The sequence below is a fragment of the Oxalobacteraceae bacterium OTU3CINTB1 genome, assembly GCA_024123955.1.
Classification (GTDB): Bacteria; Pseudomonadota; Gammaproteobacteria; order Burkholderiales; family Burkholderiaceae_D; genus Rugamonas.
The window spans coordinates 1736817-1757733 of record CP099652.1 but is presented as its reverse complement, the minus strand read 5'-3'; the positions used below and the strand labels follow the sequence as shown (position 1 = coordinate 1757733).

The 20917-nt window shown below is 62.0% G+C and carries 19 protein-coding genes; 10 read left to right on the top strand and 9 right to left on the bottom strand.

Translation table 11 applies throughout. The annotated features are described in order from the left end of the window. Window positions 1-4: 4 nt before the first annotated feature. A complete protein-coding gene (locus NHH73_07570; protein ID USX28130.1) occupies window positions 5-1630 on the bottom strand; it encodes a DHA2 family efflux MFS transporter permease subunit in 1626 nt (541 codons plus the stop codon). A gap of 11 nt (window positions 1631-1641) precedes the next feature. Continuing rightward, on the bottom strand, window positions 1642-2832 hold the full coding sequence (locus NHH73_07565; GenBank protein ID USX28129.1) for an HlyD family secretion protein: 1191 nt from the start codon (window positions 2830-2832) through the stop codon (window positions 1642-1644). Between the two features lie 130 nt (window positions 2833-2962). On the opposite strand from NHH73_07565, the gene NHH73_07560 reads away from it, so the two are divergent. Together NHH73_07560 and NHH73_07555 are read left to right on the top strand one after the other, a co-directional pair. Beyond that, on the top strand, window positions 2963-3685 hold the full coding sequence (locus tag NHH73_07560) for a TetR/AcrR family transcriptional regulator (GenBank protein USX28128.1): 723 nt from the start codon (window positions 2963-2965) through the stop codon (window positions 3683-3685). Between the two features lie 54 nt (window positions 3686-3739). Further along, window positions 3740-3922, top strand: coding sequence for a hypothetical protein (locus NHH73_07555; protein USX28127.1), 183 nt, complete (start codon window positions 3740-3742; stop codon window positions 3920-3922). A gap of 33 nt (window positions 3923-3955) precedes the next feature. On the opposite strand, the gene NHH73_07550 is transcribed toward NHH73_07555, so the two are convergent. Continuing rightward, the gene (locus tag NHH73_07550; GenBank protein ID USX28126.1) at window positions 3956-4615 is read right to left on the bottom strand and encodes a thiol:disulfide interchange protein DsbA/DsbL; all 660 of its coding nucleotides are present in this window, start codon (window positions 4613-4615) and stop codon (window positions 3956-3958) included. Between the two features lie 131 nt (window positions 4616-4746). On the opposite strand from NHH73_07550, the gene NHH73_07545 reads away from it, so the two are divergent. Beyond that, the gene (locus NHH73_07545) at window positions 4747-6054 is read left to right on the top strand and encodes a M20/M25/M40 family metallo-hydrolase (GenBank protein ID USX28125.1); all 1308 of its coding nucleotides are present in this window, start codon (window positions 4747-4749) and stop codon (window positions 6052-6054) included. A gap of 136 nt (window positions 6055-6190) precedes the next feature. Here the strand turns inward: NHH73_07545 and NHH73_07540 are convergent, their stop codons facing one another. Next, the gene (locus NHH73_07540; protein USX28124.1) at window positions 6191-7102 is read right to left on the bottom strand and encodes a LysR family transcriptional regulator; all 912 of its coding nucleotides are present in this window, start codon (window positions 7100-7102) and stop codon (window positions 6191-6193) included. Between the two features lie 92 nt (window positions 7103-7194). Here NHH73_07540 and NHH73_07535 point away from each other — a divergent pair, with 92 nt between their 5' ends. Continuing rightward, window positions 7195-7623 (top strand): PACE efflux transporter, encoded by a 429-nt coding sequence (locus NHH73_07535; GenBank protein ID USX28123.1) that lies wholly within the window; start codon window positions 7195-7197, stop codon window positions 7621-7623. On the opposite strand, the gene NHH73_07530 is transcribed toward NHH73_07535, so the two are convergent. From NHH73_07530 to aceE, 4 genes are read right to left on the bottom strand one after another with little or no spacing between them, the layout of a single operon-like run. After that, the gene (locus tag NHH73_07530; GenBank protein USX28122.1) at window positions 7624-8010 is read right to left on the bottom strand and encodes a hypothetical protein; all 387 of its coding nucleotides are present in this window, start codon (window positions 8008-8010) and stop codon (window positions 7624-7626) included. Window positions 8011-8069: 59 nt separating this feature from the next. Continuing rightward, window positions 8070-9866, bottom strand: coding sequence for a dihydrolipoyl dehydrogenase (gene lpdA / locus NHH73_07525; GenBank protein USX28121.1), 1797 nt, complete (start codon window positions 9864-9866; stop codon window positions 8070-8072). Window positions 9867-9875: 9 nt separating this feature from the next. Continuing rightward, window positions 9876-11540 (bottom strand): dihydrolipoyllysine-residue acetyltransferase, encoded by a 1665-nt coding sequence (gene aceF / locus NHH73_07520; GenBank protein USX28120.1) that lies wholly within the window; start codon window positions 11538-11540, stop codon window positions 9876-9878. 21 nt (window positions 11541-11561) lie between these two features. Further along, window positions 11562-14252 carry a pyruvate dehydrogenase (acetyl-transferring), homodimeric type gene (gene aceE / locus NHH73_07515; GenBank protein USX28119.1) on the bottom strand — a complete coding sequence of 897 codons (2691 nt, stop codon included), beginning with the start codon at window positions 14250-14252 and terminating at the stop codon, window positions 11562-11564. Between the two features lie 268 nt (window positions 14253-14520). Here aceE and folD point away from each other — a divergent pair, with 268 nt between their 5' ends. From folD to NHH73_07490, 5 genes are all read left to right on the top strand, one after another. Beyond that, window positions 14521-15366, top strand: a complete 846-nt coding sequence (gene folD / locus NHH73_07510; protein ID USX28118.1) for a bifunctional methylenetetrahydrofolate dehydrogenase/methenyltetrahydrofolate cyclohydrolase FolD — start codon at window positions 14521-14523, stop codon at window positions 15364-15366. 34 nt (window positions 15367-15400) lie between these two features. Then, complete coding sequence (locus NHH73_07505; protein ID USX28117.1) at window positions 15401-17479, top strand: M3 family metallopeptidase; 2079 nt, start codon at window positions 15401-15403, stop codon at window positions 17477-17479. Between the two features lie 180 nt (window positions 17480-17659). Next, a complete protein-coding gene (locus tag NHH73_07500; GenBank protein USX29580.1) occupies window positions 17660-18085 on the top strand; it encodes a DNA polymerase III subunit chi in 426 nt (141 codons plus the stop codon). Beyond that, window positions 18082-18492: a hypothetical protein gene (locus tag NHH73_07495; protein ID USX28116.1), complete on the top strand. Its 411-nt coding sequence runs from the start codon at window positions 18082-18084 to the stop codon at window positions 18490-18492. The genes NHH73_07500 and NHH73_07495 overlap by 4 nt, the downstream gene beginning before the upstream one ends. Before the next feature lie 257 nt (window positions 18493-18749). Further along, entirely contained in the window at window positions 18750-19892 is a 1143-nt protein-coding gene (locus NHH73_07490) for a branched-chain amino acid ABC transporter substrate-binding protein (GenBank protein ID USX28115.1), read from the top strand. Between the two features lie 52 nt (window positions 19893-19944). Here the strand turns inward: NHH73_07490 and NHH73_07485 are convergent, their stop codons facing one another. After that, complete coding sequence (locus NHH73_07485) at window positions 19945-20247, bottom strand: c-type cytochrome (protein ID USX29579.1); 303 nt, start codon at window positions 20245-20247, stop codon at window positions 19945-19947. Window positions 20248-20475: 228 nt separating this feature from the next. Here NHH73_07485 and NHH73_07480 point away from each other — a divergent pair, with 228 nt between their 5' ends. Further along, window positions 20476-20700 carry a TIGR04438 family Trp-rich protein gene (locus NHH73_07480; GenBank protein USX28114.1) on the top strand — a complete coding sequence of 75 codons (225 nt, stop codon included), beginning with the start codon at window positions 20476-20478 and terminating at the stop codon, window positions 20698-20700. Window positions 20701-20917: the final 217 nt, after the last annotated feature.

Below are 20917 nucleotides of genomic sequence, written 5' to 3'. Positions count from 1 at the left end.
CGATTTAGTGCGCACCGCCGCCGCCACCGCCCGAAGGGGCTTTGACTTTATCCGAGAACCACAGCACCCCGATGCAGGCGAACAGCACCATCGCCACCAGGAAGAAGCCGTCGTTGTAGGCCATCACGAAGGACTCGCGCCGCACGATGCCGTCGACCGCCTTGAGCGCCATGTCCGACGCCGTGCTGGCGTCCATGCCCTGGCCGATGAACGATTGCGTCAACGCCGCCAGACGGTCCTGCGTGGCCAGCGCGAAATTGCTCACCGATTCCCCGATGCGCTGCGAGTGGAAGTGCTCGCGCGTCGTCAGCGCCGTCGCCAGCAGCGCGATGCCGATCGAGCCGCCCAGGTTGCGGGTCATGTTGATCAGGCTCGATGCCGACGGCATGTCCTTCGGCTGGATGCCGTTCATGGCGAAGTTCGACAGCGTCAGCATCACAAAAGGCTGGCCCAGCGCGCGCACCACCTGCGACCACAATAACTGGTCGTAGCCCGTACTGGCGTCCATGTAGGCGTTCATCATGCACGAGCCGCCGAACAACAGCAGCCCGAAACTGCACAGGATGCGGTTGTCGATCTTGGACGACAGCTTGGCCACGAACGGCATGATGAACAGCTGCGGCAAGCCTGACCACATGATCACTTCACCGATCTGCATCGGCGAATAGCCGGCGATTTGACCGAGGTACAGCGGCAGCAAAAACGACGAACCATACAAGCCCATACCCATCGCCATCGACAGCGCGGTGGCGGCGGCGAAGTTACGCTGGCCGTACAGCCCCAGGTTGACGAAGGGCTGCCGGCGCATCGTGCTGTTGACCACCCAGCCAAGCAGGCCGACGATGGACATCGCCGCGAAGGTGATGATGAAGGAGGAATCGAACCAGTCCTTGCTGTTACCTTCTTCCAGGAAGATCGTCAGGCTGCCCAGGCCCACCGCCATGAAGGCGATGCCCAGCCAGTCGGCGGTCAGCAACAGCGACGGCTGCGACTTTTGCTTTTCCAGGCCGATCCCGATGCCGAAGATCAGCAGCAGGCCGGGTACCCAGTTGATGAAGAAGATCGACGGCCAGCCGTAGATTTCGCTCAGGTACCCGCCCAGGGTCGGGCCCATCGACGGCGCCAGGGTCGCGGTCAGGCCGAAGATGGCCATGCCGGTGGCGCGCTTCGACGGCGGCAGCAATGTCATCACGATGGTCATCGCCATCGGGATCAGCGCGCCCCCGGTGAAGCCCTGCAGCATGCGGAAGGCGATCATGCTCTCGAGGTTCCACGCGAAACCGCACAAGGTGGAGAACACCAGGAACAGCGCGGTGGTGCCCATCATGTAGTTGCGCAGGCCGAAAACGCGCGTCAGCAGGCCGGTCATCGGGATGATGATGATCTCCGCCACCAGGTAGGCGGTGGCGATCCACGAACCCTCTTCCTGCGTGGCCGACAGCGCGCCGAGAATATCCTTGAGCGACGAGTTGGTGATCTGGATGTCGAGCACCGCCATGAAGGCGCCCATCATGCCGGCGGCGACGGCCATCCAGGTGCGGGCGGAGACCTTCTCGCTCGGCATGATCGGTGCTTGCGGTGGGGCGGCCTTACTCCCGCCGCCCGGCGTATCGATCGTGGTGCTGGCCATGGAGTGGCTCCTTAGTGCGCCGCGACTTTGGACGGTGCCGCGGCGTGCTTGGCCTCATCCTTCTGCTTCAACGACACCTCCGCGATCGCCGACATGCCCGGCACCAGTCGGCCGTTCAAGGCCTTGATGTCCTCCGGCTTGAACACGATCTTGACCGGCACGCGCTGGACGATCTTGGTGAAGTTGCCGGTCGCGTTATCGGCCGGCAGCAGCGCGAACTGCGCGCCAGACGCCGGCGCGAAGCTCTCGACGGTGCCGATCAATTCCTTGCCCGGCATCGCGTCGATGCTCACGTTGACTTCCTGACCCTTTTGCAGCTCGGCCAACTGGGTTTCCTTGAAGTTCGCGGTCAGCCACACGTTGTCCTGCACGATGGCGGTGATTTGCTGGCCAGGCTGCAGGCGCTGGCCCACTTCGATGGTGCGCTTGCCGATACGGCCGCCGACCGGCGCCAGGATCTGGTTATAGGCCAGCTGCTGCTGCGCGTCCTTGAGCTGCACGCGCAGCACGTCGACCTGCGCCTTGAGCACGTCGCGCGCCGAACGGGCGGCCGCGATCTGCGCCTTGGCGGCCGAGGCGCTGTCCTTGCGTGCATTCAGGTCGGCGATGGCGCTGGCGCGGCCGGCGACGGCGGTGTCCAGCTCCGATTTGGAGACGGCCTTCATCTGGCTGTTATACAGTTGGCCGTAACGCTCGGCGTCCTGGTTCGCGCGCACCAACTGGGCCTGCGACTGCGCCACCTGCGCGGCCGAGGCACTGGCCTGGGCCTGGGTCTGGGCGATCTGCGCCTCGGACTGCACCACCTGCTGCTCGGCGCTGGCGATCTGCGCCTGGATCTGCTCCACTTTCACGCGCTGGTCGAACGGATCGAGTTCGGCGATCACATCGCCCTCGCGGACAATCTGGTTATCGTCGATCAGCACCTTGGTGACCACGCCGGAAATGCGCGACGACACCGGCGTGACGTGGCCGGCCACGTAGGCGTTTTCCGTCTCGACGAAATAATGGCTGCGGTACCACATGCGTCCACCGGCGGCCAGGGCGGCGATGGCGATCAGGCCGGCGATCACCAGCACCTTGCGGTTCGGCTTGGCCGGACCGGCGGGCGCCGCCGCCGTGGCGGCCGGGCCGCCGGGAGCGCCAGCGGCCTGTGCGGGTGGCACGGCGCTGAGCACTTTTTGTTGTTCTTGTGGATTCGACATGTGTTGCTCCGCATAAATGAAATGGAATAGGGTCATTATTCGCCTGTTCAAATCCAAAGTCAAGAAATGAAACGATTGCATTTCATTTTTATTTGGACTAGCATGACCGCATTCGTTATCATTAGCCGCCATGAAAATTTCCGACCTACAAACCACCGCGACCGCCGCGCCGGAGGAGCTGGACTGCCCCGACGACGCCGTCACCGATCCCGCCTCGCCCTGCTTCGGCAAGGCTGCGGGGCGCCCGCGCGCGGCCGACAAGGAAGCGCGCCATCTGGCGCTGTTGCACACGGCGAAGCAGTTATTTCTCGAAAAGGGTTATAGCAAGGTCAGTCTTGAAATGATCGCCCGCGAAGCCCATGTGGCGGTACGGACGATCTACGTCAAGTTCGGCGGCAAGGCCGGGCTGTTGAGCGCCATCATCAGCGAGGGCCGGGCGCACTTCTTCGCCGATATGGCCAGCATGGAGACGGACCCGCGTCCCCTGGAGGATATCCTCGGCGACTTTTCGCTGCGCTTCCTGGAGCTGGTGTCGTTGCCGTCGTTCGTCAGCCTGCACCGCATGGTGGTGGCCGAGGCGCTCAGCACGCCGGAGCTGGCGGACACGTTCTATCAGGCCGGGCCGCGACAGTCGCGCGAACAACTGAAGCGCCTATTCGTGCGGCCGGAGGTCAGTGCCCGGCTGCGGCCGGAACTGGGATTGGAAATGCTGGCGGTACACCTGACCAACTGCCTGCTCGGCGACCACATGACGCGCCTGCTGTACCCGAACCAGGCGCCGCCGACCACGGACGAGTTGCGCCAGCGCGCGGCGGCTGGGCTCGATCTGTTCCTGCGCAGCGTGCTACGTTAGAAGCTGTGCAACTTTGCAGTTTGTTCTATACTTGATTTTTAAATTGGAGCACACATGAGCAAATTGAATCGACTGGACTGGAGCAAACAAGTAACGCTCATGAATGAGCGCATCAAGAATTTCCAGGCCAACCCTGGACAGGAGCAGCTGGACGCCGTGATCCAGGAATTGAAGGCCTACGCCGAAGCCGCGCGCACGGGCGGCATCGAAATCCCGACCCGCTTCACGGTCAATTAAGCCAGCGACAGATTCGGCGCTGGCGCCCGGTCCTTATTTACGCGACATCGCCACCAGCGCGTCCAGCACCTGCAAGGTGGCCTGGCTCAACTGCTGACGTGGAATCTGGCCAGGATTGCTGCTATCGACCATGGTCGGATTGGTCAGGTAGCGGCCATTGACGATCATGGTCGGCGTGCTGTTGACTTCATACGTGGCGGCGACGCGGCCGGCGTTCTTCAAGCGCGTGATGATCGCGAACGAGTTATACACGGCCAGGAACTTTTGCTTGTCGATGCCGTTTTTGACGGCCCAATTGATGTTGTCGTCGTCGCTCTTCAAACGCTGGCGGTCGACGTGCCAGGTGCTCAGCACCTTGGCGTGCATCGATTCTTCCAGCTTCATCGCCTCCAAGGTCAGGAACAGATGCGCCTCCGGATCGTTGGCGCCCGTCAGCGGCAGGTGGATGCGGCGGAACACGATGTTGTCACCTTGCTTCTTCACCCAATCCAGCATGGCCGGTTCCAGCGCGTAGCACGCCGGGCAGTGGTACATGAAGAACTCGATGACCTCGACTTTTTTGCCTTCGGCCTGCACCGGCTGCGGCGCCTTCAAGGTGATGTACTCGGCGCCGTTCTTCGGCGCGGTTGGCGATGCAAAGGCGGCGCCTGCCATCAGGGCGGCGGCGGCAACGACGAATTTCAAGCGAAACATGGTTATCCTTTAAAAAAATCTGCAATGGGAATATACCAGCTTCCCGCACAGCGCGGCGACCATGGCCGCCCAAAACCGCCGTCGGCTACAATTGCTAACAACTGATACCGATCGCGCCACCCGGAACCCCGATGAAAACGACACCGCCCGCCCTCGCCGCATTGACCTTGTCGCTGGCCGTTTGGGGCCCCGCCCATGCCGCCGCGCTCTCCCCCACCGAGCAGAAAATCGTCGCCGAGGTCAAGGCGCGCGCGCCGCAAGGCCTGCAACTGCTGGAGCGCTCGGTCAACATCAACAGCGGCACGATGAACCATGACGGCGTGCGCGAAGTGGGCAAGCTGTTTCGCGAACAGTTCGACCAGCTGGGCTTTGCCACGCGCTGGATCGACATGCCGCCAGCCGTGCGGCGCGCCGGCCACCTGGTCGCCACACGCGAGGGCAAGCGCGGCAAGCGCCTGCTGCTGATCGGGCATCTCGACACGGTGTTCGAAAAAAACAGCCCGGTGCAGCTGTGGAAGCGCGAAGGAGACCGCGTGCGCGGCCAGGGCGTCAACGACATGAAGGGCGGCGACGTCGTCATCATCGAAGCGCTGCGGGCGCTGCACAAGGTCGGCGCGCTGGACGACACCACCATCACCGTCATGTTCACCGGCGACGAGGAAGACGCGGGCGAGCCGATCGACGTCTCGCGCGCGGACATGGTGGCCGCCGCCAAACGCAGCGACATCGCACTCGCCTTCGAAGGCACGGTGCGCGACAAGGATGGCAAGGACACCGGCACCATCGGCCGCCGCGCCTCGTCGTCGTGGGAGCTTGAGGTCAAGGGCAAGCAAGGCCACACCAGCGGCATCTTCAGCGAGAAAGCCGGTTACGGCGCGGTGTACGAGGCCGCGCGCATCCTCGACGGCTTCCGCCAGCGGGTGATCGAGCCGGATCTGACCTTCAGCCCTGGATTGATATTGGGCGGCACCGATGTCGACGTCGATGCTGTCGGCGACAAGGGCCAGGCCGCAGGCAAGACCAACGTGATTTCGCGGGTAGCCACCGTCAAGGGCGACCTGCGCTACCTGAGCTACGAGCAGCGCGACCGCGCGCGCGCCAGGATGCGCGACATCGTCGGCCAGAACCTGCCGGGCACCAGCGCCAGCATCGTCTTCCACGATGCCTACCCGCCGATGACGCCGACGGCCGGCAACATCGCGGTTTTGAAGACATACTCGCAAGCCAGCGCCGATGCTGGCCTGGGCGAGATCCCCGCCTTGCCGCCGGGCCAGCGCGGCGCCGGCGATATCCAGTTCATCGCCCCGCTGATCGACAGCCTCGATGGCCTGGGGGTGGCCGGCAATGGCGCCCACTCGCCGGATGAGGATCTGGAGGTCGCATCGGTCGAACGCGCGACCATCCGCACGGCGATCCTTTTATATCGGCTAACTCGCTGACTCGCTGACCAATCTTCTAAATCACGTCTAAAACACGTAGGGCGGATTAGCGCAGCGTAATCCGCCAAAGCGTGCGTCTCGACTGCTCACGCATTGGCGGATTACGGCGTTCCGCCTAATCCGCCCTACGTGACTCCTAGGTATGCCCCGGCCGCGCTTCAAGCCCGTCAATGTCCTTCATCAGCGCGATCAGCCGTTTCGCGCCAAGTCCCAGCGGCCGGTCGTTCAGCCACACCACATCCACCCACAAGCGCAGCTGATTGCTCATGGTCGCGAAGTCGATGCCAATCAACTCCCCATCCTCCAACATTGGCGTCACCAACCGCCTGGGCAGAAAAGCCCACCCCAAACCCGCCTGCACCATCCCCAGCATGGCCAGATGACTATCGGTGCGCCACAACTTACGCGAGACCAGCACCCGCATGTCCTCCTCGTGCGCTTCGCGGCTGACGATCGCGATCTGACGAATATCGACCAGATCCTCAAGCCGGAAGTGTCCATTGCGCTCACGCGCCAGCGGATGACGCGGCGAGATCACCGCCACCAACACCTCGCTGCCCAACTCCTGGAAGCTCTCATGCTCATCGACCTGCGGACGCTCATAGAGCAGCGCCAACTGGGCCGAGCCGTCATGCAGCATGCGCCGCGCGTCGGCCTGCGGCGCCGACAGCACCTCCACTTCCAGCGACGGGAATTCATCGGCCAGCCGCGCCAGCGGAACGCTCCACGCGGCCGACAGCAGCTCGGGCGCGATGGCGAGCGTCAGGCGCCGCTCCAGCCCCTGGTGCAGCGACAGCGCGTGCGCCTTCAGCCGGCGTAGCTGGCCGGCCATCTGCCGCGCCTCCGCTTCCAGCGCGCGCGCCATCTCGGTGGGACGCACATCGCGCGAAGTGCGGTCGAACAGCTGCAGATCGAGTTCCGCCTCCAGATGCGCGATTGCCATGCTGACGGCCGACGGCACCCGTCCCACCGCACGCGCGGCTGCGGAAAATGAACCGTGATCGATCACGGCCAAGAAGATCAAAACGTTGTCACTGGAGAAGGCCATGCGCCATGCTGTCAGAAAATCTGATAGCTGTCGACTTTTTCGATCAGAAATACTCAACTACCATGCATGCAATAGTTTTTAGAGGAAATAACATGCAAGGTTTAAAACGAAAAGTCGTCTACGTCTCATTGTTCGAGTTGTTCGCCGTGGCGCTCACCAGCAGCTTCCTGATGCTGCTTGCCGGGCATGACGCGACCCACTCCGGCGTCGCCGCGATCGCCTCGTCCACCGTCGCGGTGGTGTGGAATTTCATTTACAACGGCATGTTCGAGGCGTGGGAAGCCCGTCAGGCAACCCGCGGGCGCAGCGTCGCGCGCCGGGTGGCGCACGCCGTCGGTTTTGAAGGTGGACTGGTAGTGATACTGGTGCCGCTGTTCGCATGGTGGTTGAACATCACGCTGTGGGAAGCGCTGGTGCTGGACGTGGGCCTGGTGGTGTTCTTCATGATCTACACCTTCCTTTTCAGCCTGGCCTTCGACCGCGTGTTCGGCCTGCCCGCCTCCGCGCAGGCAGCAGCTTGATCAGCTATTCAAATTATTCATCGCCAGTCCAGCCAACAGGGCCACGCCGCTCATCAACGCATAGGCGATCACCGCCAGCACGGCCCCGCCCCTGCTGCCCAACGGCGCACCGGCGGCGGTACGCGCGCGCGGCGCCAGGAACCAGGCGCCGATGCCGGCCTGTATCACCAGACCGGCGACCACCAGCACCGCTATCGGCGCCACATTACCGGACAGACGATTAAGCAGCGTGGCCGTGCCCAGCACCATCAATAAAATCAAACTAAAAATACAGGCGTCGCGCCAGCTCAGGCGCGCGCGTTTGTACAGGAAAGCGGCCAACTTGTTAATGCTCGTGTAGAGCGCGACCGACAGCAGCAGCGGGACAATGGAGGGGAAAGAAGACATGCGGAACCTGACAATAAAAAAACCGGGAACGAGTCCCGGTTTTGTGATGATGCGATAACTTAGCGCTTGCGCGGCGGCGGCAGGTCGGTGCAGACGCCTTCGTACACTTCGGCGGCCATACCGATCGACTCGCCCAGGGTCGGGTGAGGATGGATCGTCTTGCCGATGTCGGTGCCGTCGCAACCCATCTCGATCGCCAGGGCGATCTCGCCGATCATGTCGCCGGCGTGCGTGCCGACGATGGTGCCGCCGATGATGCGGTGCGTTTCAGCGTCGAACAGCAGCTTGGTGAAGCCCTCTGCGCGGCCGTTGGCCACGGCGCGGCCGCTGGCGGCCCAAGGGAAGTGGCCCTTCTCGACCTTGATGCCCTTGGCTTTTGCTTCGTCCTCGGTGATGCCGGCCCATGCCACTTCCGGATCGGTGTAGGCCACCGATGGAATCACCTTCACGTCGAAGTGCGACTTCTGGCCGGCGGCGGCTTCCGCCGCGACGTGGCCTTCGTGCACCGCCTTGTGCGCCAGCATAGGCTGACCCACCAGGTCGCCGATGGCGAAGATGTTCGGCACGTTGGTGCGCATCTGGCTGTCGACCGGGATGAAACCACGGTCGCTGACAATCACGCCGGCTTTTTCGGCGGCGATCTTCTTGCCGTTCGGGCTGCGGCCGACGGCGACCAGCACCAGATCGTAGATCTGCGGCGCTGGCGCGGTGGTGCCGGCTTCGGCGGCTTCGAAGGTGACTTTGATCCCTTCCGGCAGCGCTTCAACGCCGACCGTTTTGGTCTTGGTCATGATGTTGTCGAAGCGTTTCTCGTTGAACTTCTGCCAGACCTTGACCGCGTCGCGGTCGGCGCCCTGCATCAAGCCGTCCATCATTTCGACGACGTCGATACGCGCGCCGAAGGTCGAGTACACGGTGGCCATTTCCAGGCCGATGATGCCGCCGCCGATGACCAGCATGCGTTTCGGGATCTGGCGCAGTTCCAGCGCGCCGGTCGAATCGACGATGCGTGGATCTTCAGGCACGAACGGCAGCTTCACAACCGCCGAACCGGCGGCGATGATGGCCTGCTTGAACTGCACGACCTTCTTGCTGCCGTCGCCGGCGGTCACTTCGATGTGGTTCGCGCTCAGGAACTGGCCTACGCCGGTGACGATTTGCGTCTTGCGGGCCTTGGCCATGCCGGCCAGACCGCCGGTCATGTTCTTGATGACGCCTTCCTTGTACTTGCGTACCTGGTCGATGTCGATCGTCGGCTTAGCGAAGGTGACGCCGGTGTTGGACATGTGCGCGGTTTCGTCGATCACCGATGCCACGTGCAGCAGTGCTTTCGACGGAATGCAACCGACGTTCAGGCACACGCCGCCCAGCGTTTCGTAACGCTCGACGATGACCGTGTTCAGGCCCAGATCGGCGGCGCGGAACGCGGCGGAGTAACCGCCAGGACCGCCACCCAGGACCATCATGTCGCAGTCGATGTCGACCTGGCCGGTGTAGCTGCCACCGGCTGGCGCGGCGATCGGCGCGGCGGCCGCCGGAGCAGGCGCTGGCGCCGCTGCGGCAGGTGCGGCCGCAGCCGGGGCCGGGGCCGCAGCCGCAGGAGCCGCAGCGGCGGCACCAGCCGCCTCCTCGACCACCAGCAGCAACACGCCTTCCTTGACCTTGTCGCCAACCTTGACTTTGACTTCCTTCACCACACCTGCGTGCGACGAAGGGACTTCCATGCTCGCTTTGTCCGATTCGACGGTCACCAGCGACTGATCGACCTTGATCGTGTCGCCAACCTTGACCATCACCTCGATCACTTCAACTTCTGCGAAGTCGCCGATGTTCGGCACTTTCACTTCTGTGGTCATAGTCGCTCCTTACAGCAGAATTTTGCGCATGTCGCCGAGCACTTCGCTCAGGTACACGGAGAAGCGAGCACCCATCGCGCCATCGACCACGCGGTGGTCGTAGGACAGCGAGGTACCCATCATCAGGCGAGGCTGGAAGGCCTTGCCGTCCCACACCGGCTTGATCGACGCCTTGGACAGGCCGAGGATCGCCACTTCCGGCGCGTTGACGATCGGCGTGAAGTGCGTGCCGCCGATGCCGCCCAGCGACGAGATGGTGAAGCTGGCGCCCTGCATGTCGGTTGGTTTCAGCTTGCCTTCGCGCGCTTGCAGCGACAGGTCGGTCATTTCCTTGGCGATCTGCGAGACCGACTTCTGGTCCGCGTTCTTGATCACCGGGACCACCAGGCCGTTCGGCGTATCGGCCGCGAAGCCGACGTTGTAGTACTGCTTGAGGATCAGGTTTTCACCCTTCTCGTCGAGCGAGGCGTTAAACGACGGGAATTTCTTCAGCGCGGCGACCGATGCCTTGATGACGAAGGCCAGCATGGTCAGCTTGGCCGCATCCTTGTTCTTGGCATTGGCGTTGTTGGTCTCGACGCGGAATGCTTCCAGATCGGTGATGTCGGCTTCGTCGAACTGCGTGACGTGCGGGATCTGCACCCAGTTGCGGTGCAGGTTCGGGCCACTGATCTTCTTGATGCGCGACAGCGGCAGCAGTTCGGTCGGACCGAATTTGCTGAAGTCCAGCGACGGCCATGGCAGCACGCTGAAGTTGCCGCCACCACCAACACCGGAACCACCGCTGGCGGCGCCCGAAGGAGCAGCCACGGTACCGGCAATCACGCCCTTGACGTAATTCTGCACGTCGATCTGGGTGATGCGGCCTTTAGGACCGGAGCCCGGCACCTTGAGCAGGTCGACACCGAGTTCGCGGGCGAACTTGCGGATCGACGGCGACGCGTGCGCCAGCTTGCCGGTTTGGACCGAGCCTTGCGACGCTGCCGGCGCGGCGGCTGCCGCAGCAGGAGCGGCCGCAGGCGCAGGCGCCGCGGCTGGAGCGGCTGCGGCAGCTGGAGCGGCCGAAGGTGCGGCAGCGGCAGGAGCGGCAGCGCCGCCAGTGGCTTCAACCACCAGCACGATCGAACCCATGGCGACCTTGTCGCCGACCTTGATCTTCACTTCCTTCACCACACCTGCGTGCGACGAAGGGATTTCCATGCTGGCCTTGTCCGATTCGACGGTCAGCAGCGACTGATCGACCTTGATCGTGTCGCCGACTTTGACCATCACTTCAATGACTTCCACTTCCTTGAAGTCGCCGATGTCCGGCACTTTGACTTCGACCGGACCGGCCGAAGCGGCTGGCGCGGCGGCTGGTGCGGGGGCCGCAGCTGGAGCGGCGGCAGCGGCGGCAGGCGCCGGCGCAGCGGCGGCAGCCGGCGCGGCTGCGGCGCCTTCAGCTTCCAACAACAGCAGCAGCGAACCCTCGGCGACCTTGTCGCCGACCTTGACCTTGATTTCCTTGACCACGCCAGCGGCGGAAGAAGGAATCTCCATGCTGGCCTTATCCGATTCAACGGTGATCAGCGACTGATCGACCTTGATCGTATCGCCGACCTTGATCATCAACTCAATGATTTCAACTTCCTTGAAATCGCCGATATCCGGGACTTTAACTTCCACAATGCTCATAGCGTTTGCTCCGTATTCTATTTATTGGGTCACCGGATTTGGCTTGTTCGGATTCAGGCCGTACTTGACGACTGCTTCCTCAACCACCTTGACGTCGATCTTGCCTTCTTCGGCCAGCGATTTCAGCGCGGCGACCGTGATGTAGTAACGGTTCACCTCGAAGAACTCGCGCAGCGCGGCGCGGGTGTCCGAACGGCCGAAACCATCGGTGCCCAGCACGCGGTAGGTGCGGTCCTTCGGAATGAAGGCGCGGATCTGTTCAGCAAAGGCGCGCATGTAGTCGGTCGTTGCAACGATAGGACCGGAGGTCTTCGACATCAGCTGGGTCACGTAAGGAACACGGGCTTCCTTGGTCGGGTTGACCAGGTTCCAGCGCTCGGCGTCCTGGCCGTCGCGTGCCACCAGCGTCAGCGACGGAGCGGACCACACGTCGGCGGCGATGTTCCAGTCGTTCTTCAGCAGTTCGGCGGCGAAGATCGATTCGCGCAGGATGGTGCCGGAGCCGATCAGCTGCACGCGCTGCTTGGCGTCTTTGTCGCCCTCTTGGAGCAGGTACATGCCCTTCAGGATGCCCTCTTCCTGGCCTGGCTTGATGCCTGGGTGCGGGTAGTTCTCGTTCATGATGGTGATGTAGTAGAACACGTCTTCCTGTTCTTCCACCATGCGGCGCATACCATCCTGGATGATCACGGCGACTTCGTGGCCGAAGGTTGGATCGTACGGCATACAGTTCGGGACGGCGGCCGCGAACAGGTGGCTGTGGCCATCTTCGTGCTGCAAGCCTTCGCCGTTCAAGGTCGTACGGCCGGCGGTGCCGCCCATCAGGAAGCCGCGCGAACGCATGTCGGCCGCTGCCCAGACCAGATCCCCGATACGCTGCATACCGAACATCGAGTAGTAGGTGTAGAACGGGATCATCACGCGGTTGTTGGTCGAGTAGGAGGTCGCAGCGGCGATCCACGAGCTCATACCACCGGCTTCGTTGATACCCTCTTGCAGGATCTGGCCGGCCTTGTCTTCGCGGTAGTACATGACCTGGTCTTTGTCGACCGGCTCGTACAACTGGCCTTGCTGGTTGAAGATACCCACTTGACGGAACAGGCCTTCCATACCGAAGGTGCGGGACTCGTCGACCAGGATCGGGACGATGCGCGAACCGACGCTTGGGTCTTTCAGCAGCGTGGTCAGGATACGCACAAAGGTCTGGGTGCTCGATACTTCACGGCCTTCGGCGGTCGCATCCAGCACGTTCTGGAAGGCGCTCAGTGGCGGCACGGTCAGTTTTTCGTCGGCTTGCTGGCGGCGGGCCGGCAGGTAGCCGCCCAGCGCGGCGCGGCGCTCGTGCAGGTACTTGATTTCCGGCGCGTCGTCGGCAGGCTTGTAGAACGGGATGTCGGCCAGCTTGTCGTCCGGGATAGGGATCGAATAGCGGTCGCGCATTTCGCGCACGGCTTCGTCGGTCAGCTTCTTGGTGTTGTGCGCGGTGTTGCGCGCTTCGCCGTGCTTGCCCATGCCGAAGCCCTTGATGGTTTTCACCAGCAGGACGGTCGGCTGACCTTTGTGCTCTTGTGCGACCTTGAAGGCGGCGTAGATCTTGTGCGGATCGTGGCCGCCGCGGGTCAGGCGCCAGATGTCGTCGTCGGTCATGTTTGCGACCATTTCCAGCAGCTTCGGATGCTTGCCGAAGAAGTGCTTGCGCACGTAGGCGCCGTCCTTGGCTTTGTAGTTCTGGTATTCGCCGTCCAGCGTTTCCATCATCACTTTGCGCAGGATGCCTTCTTTATCCTGCTGCAGCAGCGCGTCCCAACCCGGGCCCCAGATGACTTTGACGACGTTCCAGCCGGCGCCGCGGAAGTCCGCTTCCAGCTCTTGAATGATCTTGCCGTTGCCGCGCACCGGGCCGTCCAGGCGTTGCAGGTTGCAGTTGACGACGATGACCAGGTTGTCCAGCTTCTCGCGGGCGGCCATGCCGATCGCGCCCAGCGATTCCGGCTCGTCCATCTCGCCGTCGCCGCAGAAGGCCCAGACCTTGCGGTCGGTGGTGTCGGCGATCGAGCGCGCGTGCAGGTACTTCAGGAAGCGCGCCTGATAAATCGCCATCAACGGGCCCAGGCCCATCGAGACGGTCGGGAACTGCCAGAAGTCCGGCATCAGTTTCGGGTGCGGATACGACGACAGACCCTTGCCGTCGACTTCGCGGCGGTAATGGGTCAGTTGTTCTTCGGTCAAACGACCTTCCAGGAAGGCGCGGGCGTAGACGCCTGGCGACGAGTGGCCCTGGATGTACAGCAGGTCGCCACCGTGGCTTTCGCTTGGCGCCTTCCAGAAGTGGTTGAAGCCGATGCCCAGCATGTTGGCCAGCGAGGCGAACGAGGACAGGTGGCCGCCGAGGTCGCCGTCGACGCGGTTGGCCTTGACGACCATCGCCATGGCGTTCCAGCGCATCCACGAGCGCAGCTTTTCTTCGTATTCCAGATTGCCCGGGCAGTGGACTTCCATGCTGGTCGGGATGGTGTTGACGTAGGCCGTATTGGCAGAGAACGGGATGTCCGAGCCGCTTTGGCGGGCCAGGTCGATCAGGCGTTCCATCAGGTAATGAGCACGTTCAGGCCCTTCTTGTTCCAGCACCGCGGCCAGAGCATCCAACCATTCTTTGGTTTCTTGCGAATCAGGGTCGGTGTTTGCCGTTACCTGGTCAAGTTGAGCTGACATGTATTAAGTCTCCTGAGTTAAGTGCCCGTTTTAGTCCGTTCTGGGCCAATGGAACGCTGTCTTTAATGAATTATTTACTATTACTTTAATGACGTGTGGGGATTCTAACAGTGATTTTTTGCTTTTTCAAACTATGATACGACATTTCGTATCGTGAAATTTCCCTATGTAAATCTTGTGCGCCGCAGCATGTCAAACTGCTTGGAAACGCGGCGCGGCGCGCCCCGGCGATTTATAATCCTGCTTTCCCCTCCCACCTGGTTAAATCATGCCTGCTCAACTGATCGACGGAATCGCCCTCTCCCAAAAACTGCGCGCGGAAATTGCTGCACGTGCTGCCGCCCTCACCGCCAAAGGCAAAAAGCCTGGCCTGGCCGTGATCCTGGTCGGCGACGACCCTGCCAGTCACGTGTACGTGCGCAACAAGGTCAAGGGTTGCGAGGACGCCGGTTTTTACTCGTTGAAGGAGCAATACCCGGCCGACCTGACCGAGGCCGCCCTGCTCGAGCGCATCGCCGCCCTGAACGCCGATCCGGCCATCCACGGCATCCTGGTGCAAATGCCGCTGCCTAAACATATCAACCCGCACAAGGTCATCGAAGCGATCTCGACCACCAAGGACGTCGACGGCTACTCGGTGCTCAGCGCCGGCGAACTGATGACGGGCCTGGAAGGCTTCCGCCCTTGCACCCCGTACGGCTGCATGAAACTGATCGAAAGCACCGGCGTCGACCTGCGCGGCAAGCATGCGGTCGTCATCGGCCGCAGCAACACCGTCGGCAAACCGATGGCCCTGCTGCTCTTGCAAGCCAACGCCACCGTCACCATCTGCCATAGTGCGACGCCGGATCTGGGCCTGTACACCCGCCAGGCCGATGTCGTGGTCGCCGCCGTCGGCCGCCGCAACACGCTGACGGCCGACATGGTCAAGCCGGGCGCCATCGTCATCGACGTCGGCATGAACCGCGACGACGCCGGCAAGCTGTGCGGCGACGTGGATTTTGCCGGTGTTAAGGAAGTGGCGTCGCACATCACGCCGGTGCCGGGCGGCGTCGGTCCGATGACGATCACGATGCTGTTGATGAATACCGTAGAGGCGGCGGAACGCAGCTAACCGCGCACGTAAATACAACTTTTTGGAAGCTGACATGACCACAGACGCACAGAACCCCCTTCTCGATTTTTCCGGCCTGGCGCGTTTCGACGCGATCAAGCCCGAGCATGTCACCCCGGCCATCGACGACCTGCTGGCCAAGAGCCGCGCCGTCGTCGAGCAGTTGCAAACGCCATCGGAACAAGTGACGTGGGAGAACTTCGTCACGCCGCTGGAGAACGCCACCGAGCTGCTGGGGCGCGCCTGGGGCATCGTCAGCCATCTGAACAACGTCGTCGACACGCCCGAGCTGCGCGCGACATTCAACGAGAACCAGCCCAAGGTCACCGAGTTCTGGACCGCGCTGGCGCAGAACGAGGCGCTGTTCGACAAATACAAGGCGCTGCGCGCCTCGCCCGAGTTCGCCACTTTGTCGCCGGCGCGCAAGCGCATCGTCGACAACGCCATCCGCGACTTCCGCATGGGCGGCGCCGAACTGCCGGCCGATAAGAAGGAACGCTTCGCCGCCATCCAGGAAGAGCACGCGTCGGTGTCGACCCGCTTTTCCGAAAACGTGCTCGACGCCACCAACGATTACAAGCTGCTGGTGACCGACGAGGCCGACCTGGCCGGCCTGCCGGACGACGTCAAGGCCGCCGCGCGCGCCGCCGCCGAAAAGGATGGCAAGCAAGGCTTCCAGTTCTCGCTGCACTTCCCGTCCTACTACCCGATCCTGCAATTCGCCCACAAGCGCGAACTGCGCGAGACCGTCTACCGCGCCAACGCCACCAAGGCTTCCGAGCAAGGCGAGGTCTTCAGCAAAAAGGATGAGTGGGACAACACGCAAAACATCGTCACCCTGCTCAAGCTGCGCGACGAGGAAGCCAAGCTGCTCGGCTACAAGAATTTCGCCGAAGTGTCGCTGGTGCCGAAGATGGCCAAGTCGCCTGAAGAGGTCGTCAACTTCCTCGAAGACCTGGCCAAGCGCGCGCGTCCGTTCGCCGAGAAGGATCTGGAAGAACTGCGCCAGTTCGCCAAGGCTGAGCTGGGCATCGACGAATTGAAGGCCTGGGATATTCCTTACGCGTCCGAGAAATTGCAGGAGCAGCGCTACGCGTTTTCCGCCCAGGAAGTGAAACAATACTTCCCTGAACATAAGGTGGTTGACGGCCTGTTCCGTCTGATCCAGAACCTGTTCACGGTCGAAATCAAGCCGGACGACGCGCCGGTTTGGCACAAAGACGTGCGCTTCTTCCGCATCGAACGCGCCGGCAAGCTGATCGGCCAGTTCTACCTGGACCTGTACGCGCGCGCCGGCAAGAGCGGCGGCGCCTGGATGGACGACGCCCGTGGCCGCCGCGCCGACCAGCACAAGGTGCAAACGCCGATCGCCTACCTGACCTGCAACTTCACCGAACCGGCCGTGGTCGACGGCAAGGTACAGCCGTCGCTGTTCACGCACGATGAAGTCATCACGCTGTTCCACGAGTTCGGCCACGGCCTGCACCACATGCTGACGGCGGTGGACGAACTGGGCGTGTCGGGCATCTCCGGCGTCGAATGGGACGCGGTGGAACTGCCGTCGCAGTTCATGGAAAACTTCTGCTGGGAATGGGAAGTGCTGGAGCACATGACGGCCCACGCCGTCACCGGCGAACCTTTGCCGCGCGCGCTGTATGACAAGATGCTGGCGGCCAAGAACTTCCAGTCCGGTTTGCAGACCCTGCGCCAGGTCGAGTTTTCGCTGCTGGACATGCACTTGCACTACGATTACGACGCCAGTACCGGCAAGACTGTGCAGCAACTGATCGACCAAGTGCGCGCCAAGTTCGCGCTGATCATTCCGCCGGCGTTCAACCGCTTCCAGAATTCCTTCGGCCACATTTTCGCAGGCGGTTACGCGGCCGGCTACTACAGCTACAAGTGGGCCGAGGTGCTGTCCGCCGACGCCTACGCGGCCTTCGAGGAAGCCAAGGCGCTGGGCCCGTCGGCCACCACGGAAACCGGCAAGCGCTATCTGCAAGAGATACTTTCGGTCGGCGGTTCGCGTCCGGCGCTCGAATCGTTCACCGCCTTCCGCGGCCGCGAGCCGAGCATCGACGCGCTGTTGCGTCACAGCGGTATGGCTGCCTGAATAAACGTCGTCTAAAAGATATACCGCCGCGCGCATCGGATGCCGATGTCGCGCGGCATTTTCATTTTCGGCGGCGTCGATAGCAACATCGATGCCAGCGCCAAAAACGGTTTTCGCATAAACTGGAATCACGCGGCCCGCGCCGCGCGCCATTCCCCTCTACAGAACAGAACAACAGCTATGACACGCATCGATTTCCACACCAACGTGCCGGACAAGATCGCCTACGCCTGCCGCCTGGTGCGCAAGGCCTGGGCGGCCAACCATCGCGTGGTGCTGATGGCGGAAGATGAGGCACAACTGGCTGCACTTAACGCGGCGATGTGGACATTTTCGGCGACCGACTTCCTGCCGCACGTGCTGGCCGGCGATCCGCTCGCGCCGCATACGCCGATCGTGCTCACCGACAACGATGAGGCGGAATTACCACACACCGAATTATTAGTGAATTTGTCGCGCCGCTCCTCGGCCAGGGTTGCCGAGTTCGAGCGCATGATCGAAGTGATTTCCTCCGACGAGGATGATGCGGCTGCCGGCCGCAAGCGCTATGTCGCCTACAAGCAGCAAGACTATCCACTTACCCACTTTGTCACAGGAAAATCATGAGCCAAGCCCAATCGTTTGACGCCAGTATCCCTGTCTTGACGGAAGTCCTCAAAGCCGAGCCGCTGGGCGGGGACCTGCTGCCCGGCGAAACGGCCAACGCGCCGCTGACCACCTCCACCCGCGCCGAAATGGCCGCCCAGCTCGAAGCGGACGCCGTCGACGGCTGGAGCGACGCCGAATGGGCGATGCTGGAACACCGCCTGTCCGAGCGCATCATGGGCAAGCTGCAATCGCGCGTCGACTTCGTGCTTGAGCAGCGCATCAAGGACAGCATGGCCGAGGTGCTCACGCACGCGCTGCACGGCCTGACCAACGAGATCCGCATCGGCCTGCACGACACCATCGAGAAAATCGTCGCCCGCGCCGTATCGCAGGAGCTGACGCACCTGCAAGCGCAAAAGAAATAATCCTCCCCCTCCTCCCGATCCGCGCCCGGACGGTGCGCGGATCGCCCCGTTTGCGCGCACCGCCGCACCAATTTTGGTAATGCATCATAGATCGCCGTACCAATTCTGGATCTGCATCAGAAAAGCGCAAAACTTTCGCGGTTCTTTCGCGTTTCCTCCTTTGCGCGGGCAATTATTTGTTGTACCTTTTGGCCTTGCAGAAAAAACTGCGGCGTTCACAAGACAGCCGTCGACTATTCAACCATTGGAGAATGTATATGCTGTTCAAATCTAAATTCATTCCACTCGCCATCGCCCTGGCTTTCGCCGGCAGCGCCGGTGCGCAAGAAGTGATCAAGATCGGCCACGTCGGCCCGGTCTCGGGTCCGTCGGCTCACCTCGGCAAGGACAATGAAAACGGCGCCAAGATGGCAGTCGAGGAATTGAACGCCAAAGGCTTCAAGATCGACGGCAAGCCGGTCAAATTCGTTCTGCAACTGGAAGACGACGCCAGCGATCCGAAACAAGGCACGGCGGTCGCGCAGAAGCTGGTTGACGCCAAGGTCAACGGCGTGATCGGCCACTTGAACTCGGGCACCAGCATCCCGGCCTCGAAGATTTACTACGACGCCGGCATTCCACAGATTTCCCCCGCCACCACGCAAACCAAATACACGCAGCAAGGCTTCAACTCGACGTTCCGCGTGGTCGCCAACGACGCCAAGCTGGGCAGCACGCTGGGTGCCTACGCTGTCGGCAAGATGGGCGCCAAGAAGATCGCCGTCATCGACGACCGCACCGCCTACGGCCAGGGCGTCGCCGACGAATTCATCAAGGGCGCCAAGAAAGCGCTGCCGGGCGTGCAAATCGTCGGCAAGGAATTCACCAACGACAAGGCCACCGACTTCAACGCCATCCTGACCACCATCAAGGGCAAGAACCCGGACCTGGTGTTCTTCGGCGGCATGGACTCGGTCGGCGGCCCGCTGCTGCGCCAGATGAAGGCGCTGGGCATCAAGGCCAAATACATGGGCGGCGACGGCATCTGCACCGAGCCGTTCGCCAAGCTGGCCGGCGACGCCGCCACCAACGGCACCGTGATCTGCGCCGAAGCGGGCGGTGTGTCGCCGGAGCAGCAAAAGAACATGGACGACTTCGTCGCCCGCTACAAGAAGAAATACAACGCCGACGTGCAGATCTACGCGCCGTACGTGTACGACGCCATCATGACGATGGCCACCGCGATGGCCGACGCCAAATCGTCGCAGCCGGCCAAGTACCTGCCGTTCCTGCACAAGATCAAGTACCAGGGTGTGACCGGCCTGATCTCGTTCGACCCGAAAGGCGACATCAAGGACGGCGCGCTGACCTTGTACACCTACACCGACGGCAAGAAAACCAAAGTCGAAGTTGTCAAATAAAAATGAGAAACGCACCCGTAGGTGCGTTTTTTTTTGGCCGGCCAGAAGTGGACTACTTCTGCGCCAGTACCCATTTGACCAGGGTCTTGGCTTCCGCCTCGCTCACCTGCGGGTTGGCCGGCATCGGGATCGCGCCCCAGGTGCCCGAACCGCCCTTGATCACTTTGGTGACCAGCTTGCCTTCGGCGTCCTTCTGGCCGGCGTATTTTGCCGCCACATCTTTATAGGCAGGGCCGACCAGCTTGGTCGCGACCGCGTGGCACGCCATGCAGTTCTTCGCCTTCGCCAGATCCAGGCCGGCATCCGCCATCGCCGCCGACGACGCGAACGCCGTCGCCACTACCATCCCTACCATCATCAAATTGCGTTTCATTGTGCTCTCCAGTGTTAGTGCCCATCCGTTCCATCAACGCGTTCCATCAATGCGTGCTATCAATTCCGTGCTTTCGATCCGCCGATCATTCTACCGTGTTTTACCATTGTGCATTTAACGCATAAGCCGCCCAAGGGTTGACCCAGAAATAGAATATTGCTCCCAGTAAAGCTAGAATCTTTGTAAGATGACGGCAGGAGGAAAACCAACATGCCTATCATTCTGCTGGTCGTGGCGCTATCCGCGCTGCGCTACTTTGAAGTGTGGAAGTTCGCCCAGCTCTCCTGGTGGTGGATCGTGGCGTTAAGCGTATTCGCCTTCGTCTGGTTCGAATTCCTGGAACCCCTGTTTGGCCTGGACAAACGAAAAGCGCATAACGAAGACGAACGCCGCCGCAAGGCCCGCGTTAAAGATAACTTCGACAACAAGTCGTAAGACCGCAACAGTGGCCGCAAAGCCCGCCACATTCTTCTTTTGTTGCAGCATGCAAGTCGCCCGCCCGCGCCGCTAGTGCCGAGCTCGCCCGCTTGCCCGTGGGCGCGTCATAACTAAGCCTTCTCTTACCCTACGTCAATGTCGGCGCGCATTGTTGCGTCTCAACCAAAAGTGATTATTGGAGACTTTTTAACGCAAAGCAATCCCTAAGATGAAT

Excerpts from the sequence above, each read along its gene's own strand:
- NHH73_07570 (USX28130.1), bottom strand. The coding sequence starts at position 1,630 with ATGGCCAGCACCACGATCGATACGCCGGGCGGCGGGAGTAAGGCCGCC.
- NHH73_07565 (USX28129.1), bottom strand. The coding sequence starts at position 2,832 with ATGTCGAATCCACAAGAACAACAAAAAGTGCTCAGCGCCGTGCCACCC.
- NHH73_07560 (USX28128.1), top strand. The coding sequence starts at position 2,963 with ATGAAAATTTCCGACCTACAAACCACCGCGACCGCCGCGCCGGAGGAG.
- NHH73_07555 (USX28127.1), top strand. The coding sequence starts at position 3,740 with ATGAGCAAATTGAATCGACTGGACTGGAGCAAACAAGTAACGCTCATG.
- NHH73_07550 (USX28126.1), bottom strand. The coding sequence starts at position 4,615 with ATGTTTCGCTTGAAATTCGTCGTTGCCGCCGCCGCCCTGATGGCAGGC.
- NHH73_07545 (USX28125.1), top strand. The coding sequence starts at position 4,747 with ATGAAAACGACACCGCCCGCCCTCGCCGCATTGACCTTGTCGCTGGCC.
- NHH73_07540 (USX28124.1), bottom strand. The coding sequence starts at position 7,102 with ATGGCCTTCTCCAGTGACAACGTTTTGATCTTCTTGGCCGTGATCGAT.
- NHH73_07535 (USX28123.1), top strand. The coding sequence starts at position 7,195 with ATGCAAGGTTTAAAACGAAAAGTCGTCTACGTCTCATTGTTCGAGTTG.
- NHH73_07530 (USX28122.1), bottom strand. The coding sequence starts at position 8,010 with ATGTCTTCTTTCCCCTCCATTGTCCCGCTGCTGCTGTCGGTCGCGCTC.
- lpdA (USX28121.1), bottom strand. The coding sequence starts at position 9,866 with ATGACCACAGAAGTGAAAGTGCCGAACATCGGCGACTTCGCAGAAGTT.
- aceF (USX28120.1), bottom strand. The coding sequence starts at position 11,540 with ATGAGCATTGTGGAAGTTAAAGTCCCGGATATCGGCGATTTCAAGGAA.
- aceE (USX28119.1), bottom strand. The coding sequence starts at position 14,252 with ATGTCAGCTCAACTTGACCAGGTAACGGCAAACACCGACCCTGATTCG.
- folD (USX28118.1), top strand. The coding sequence starts at position 14,521 with ATGCCTGCTCAACTGATCGACGGAATCGCCCTCTCCCAAAAACTGCGC.
- NHH73_07505 (USX28117.1), top strand. The coding sequence starts at position 15,401 with ATGACCACAGACGCACAGAACCCCCTTCTCGATTTTTCCGGCCTGGCG.
- NHH73_07500 (USX29580.1), top strand. The coding sequence starts at position 17,660 with ATGACACGCATCGATTTCCACACCAACGTGCCGGACAAGATCGCCTAC.
- NHH73_07495 (USX28116.1), top strand. The coding sequence starts at position 18,082 with ATGAGCCAAGCCCAATCGTTTGACGCCAGTATCCCTGTCTTGACGGAA.
- NHH73_07490 (USX28115.1), top strand. The coding sequence starts at position 18,750 with ATGCTGTTCAAATCTAAATTCATTCCACTCGCCATCGCCCTGGCTTTC.
- NHH73_07485 (USX29579.1), bottom strand. The coding sequence starts at position 20,247 with ATGGTAGGGATGGTAGTGGCGACGGCGTTCGCGTCGTCGGCGGCGATG.
- NHH73_07480 (USX28114.1), top strand. The coding sequence starts at position 20,476 with ATGCCTATCATTCTGCTGGTCGTGGCGCTATCCGCGCTGCGCTACTTT.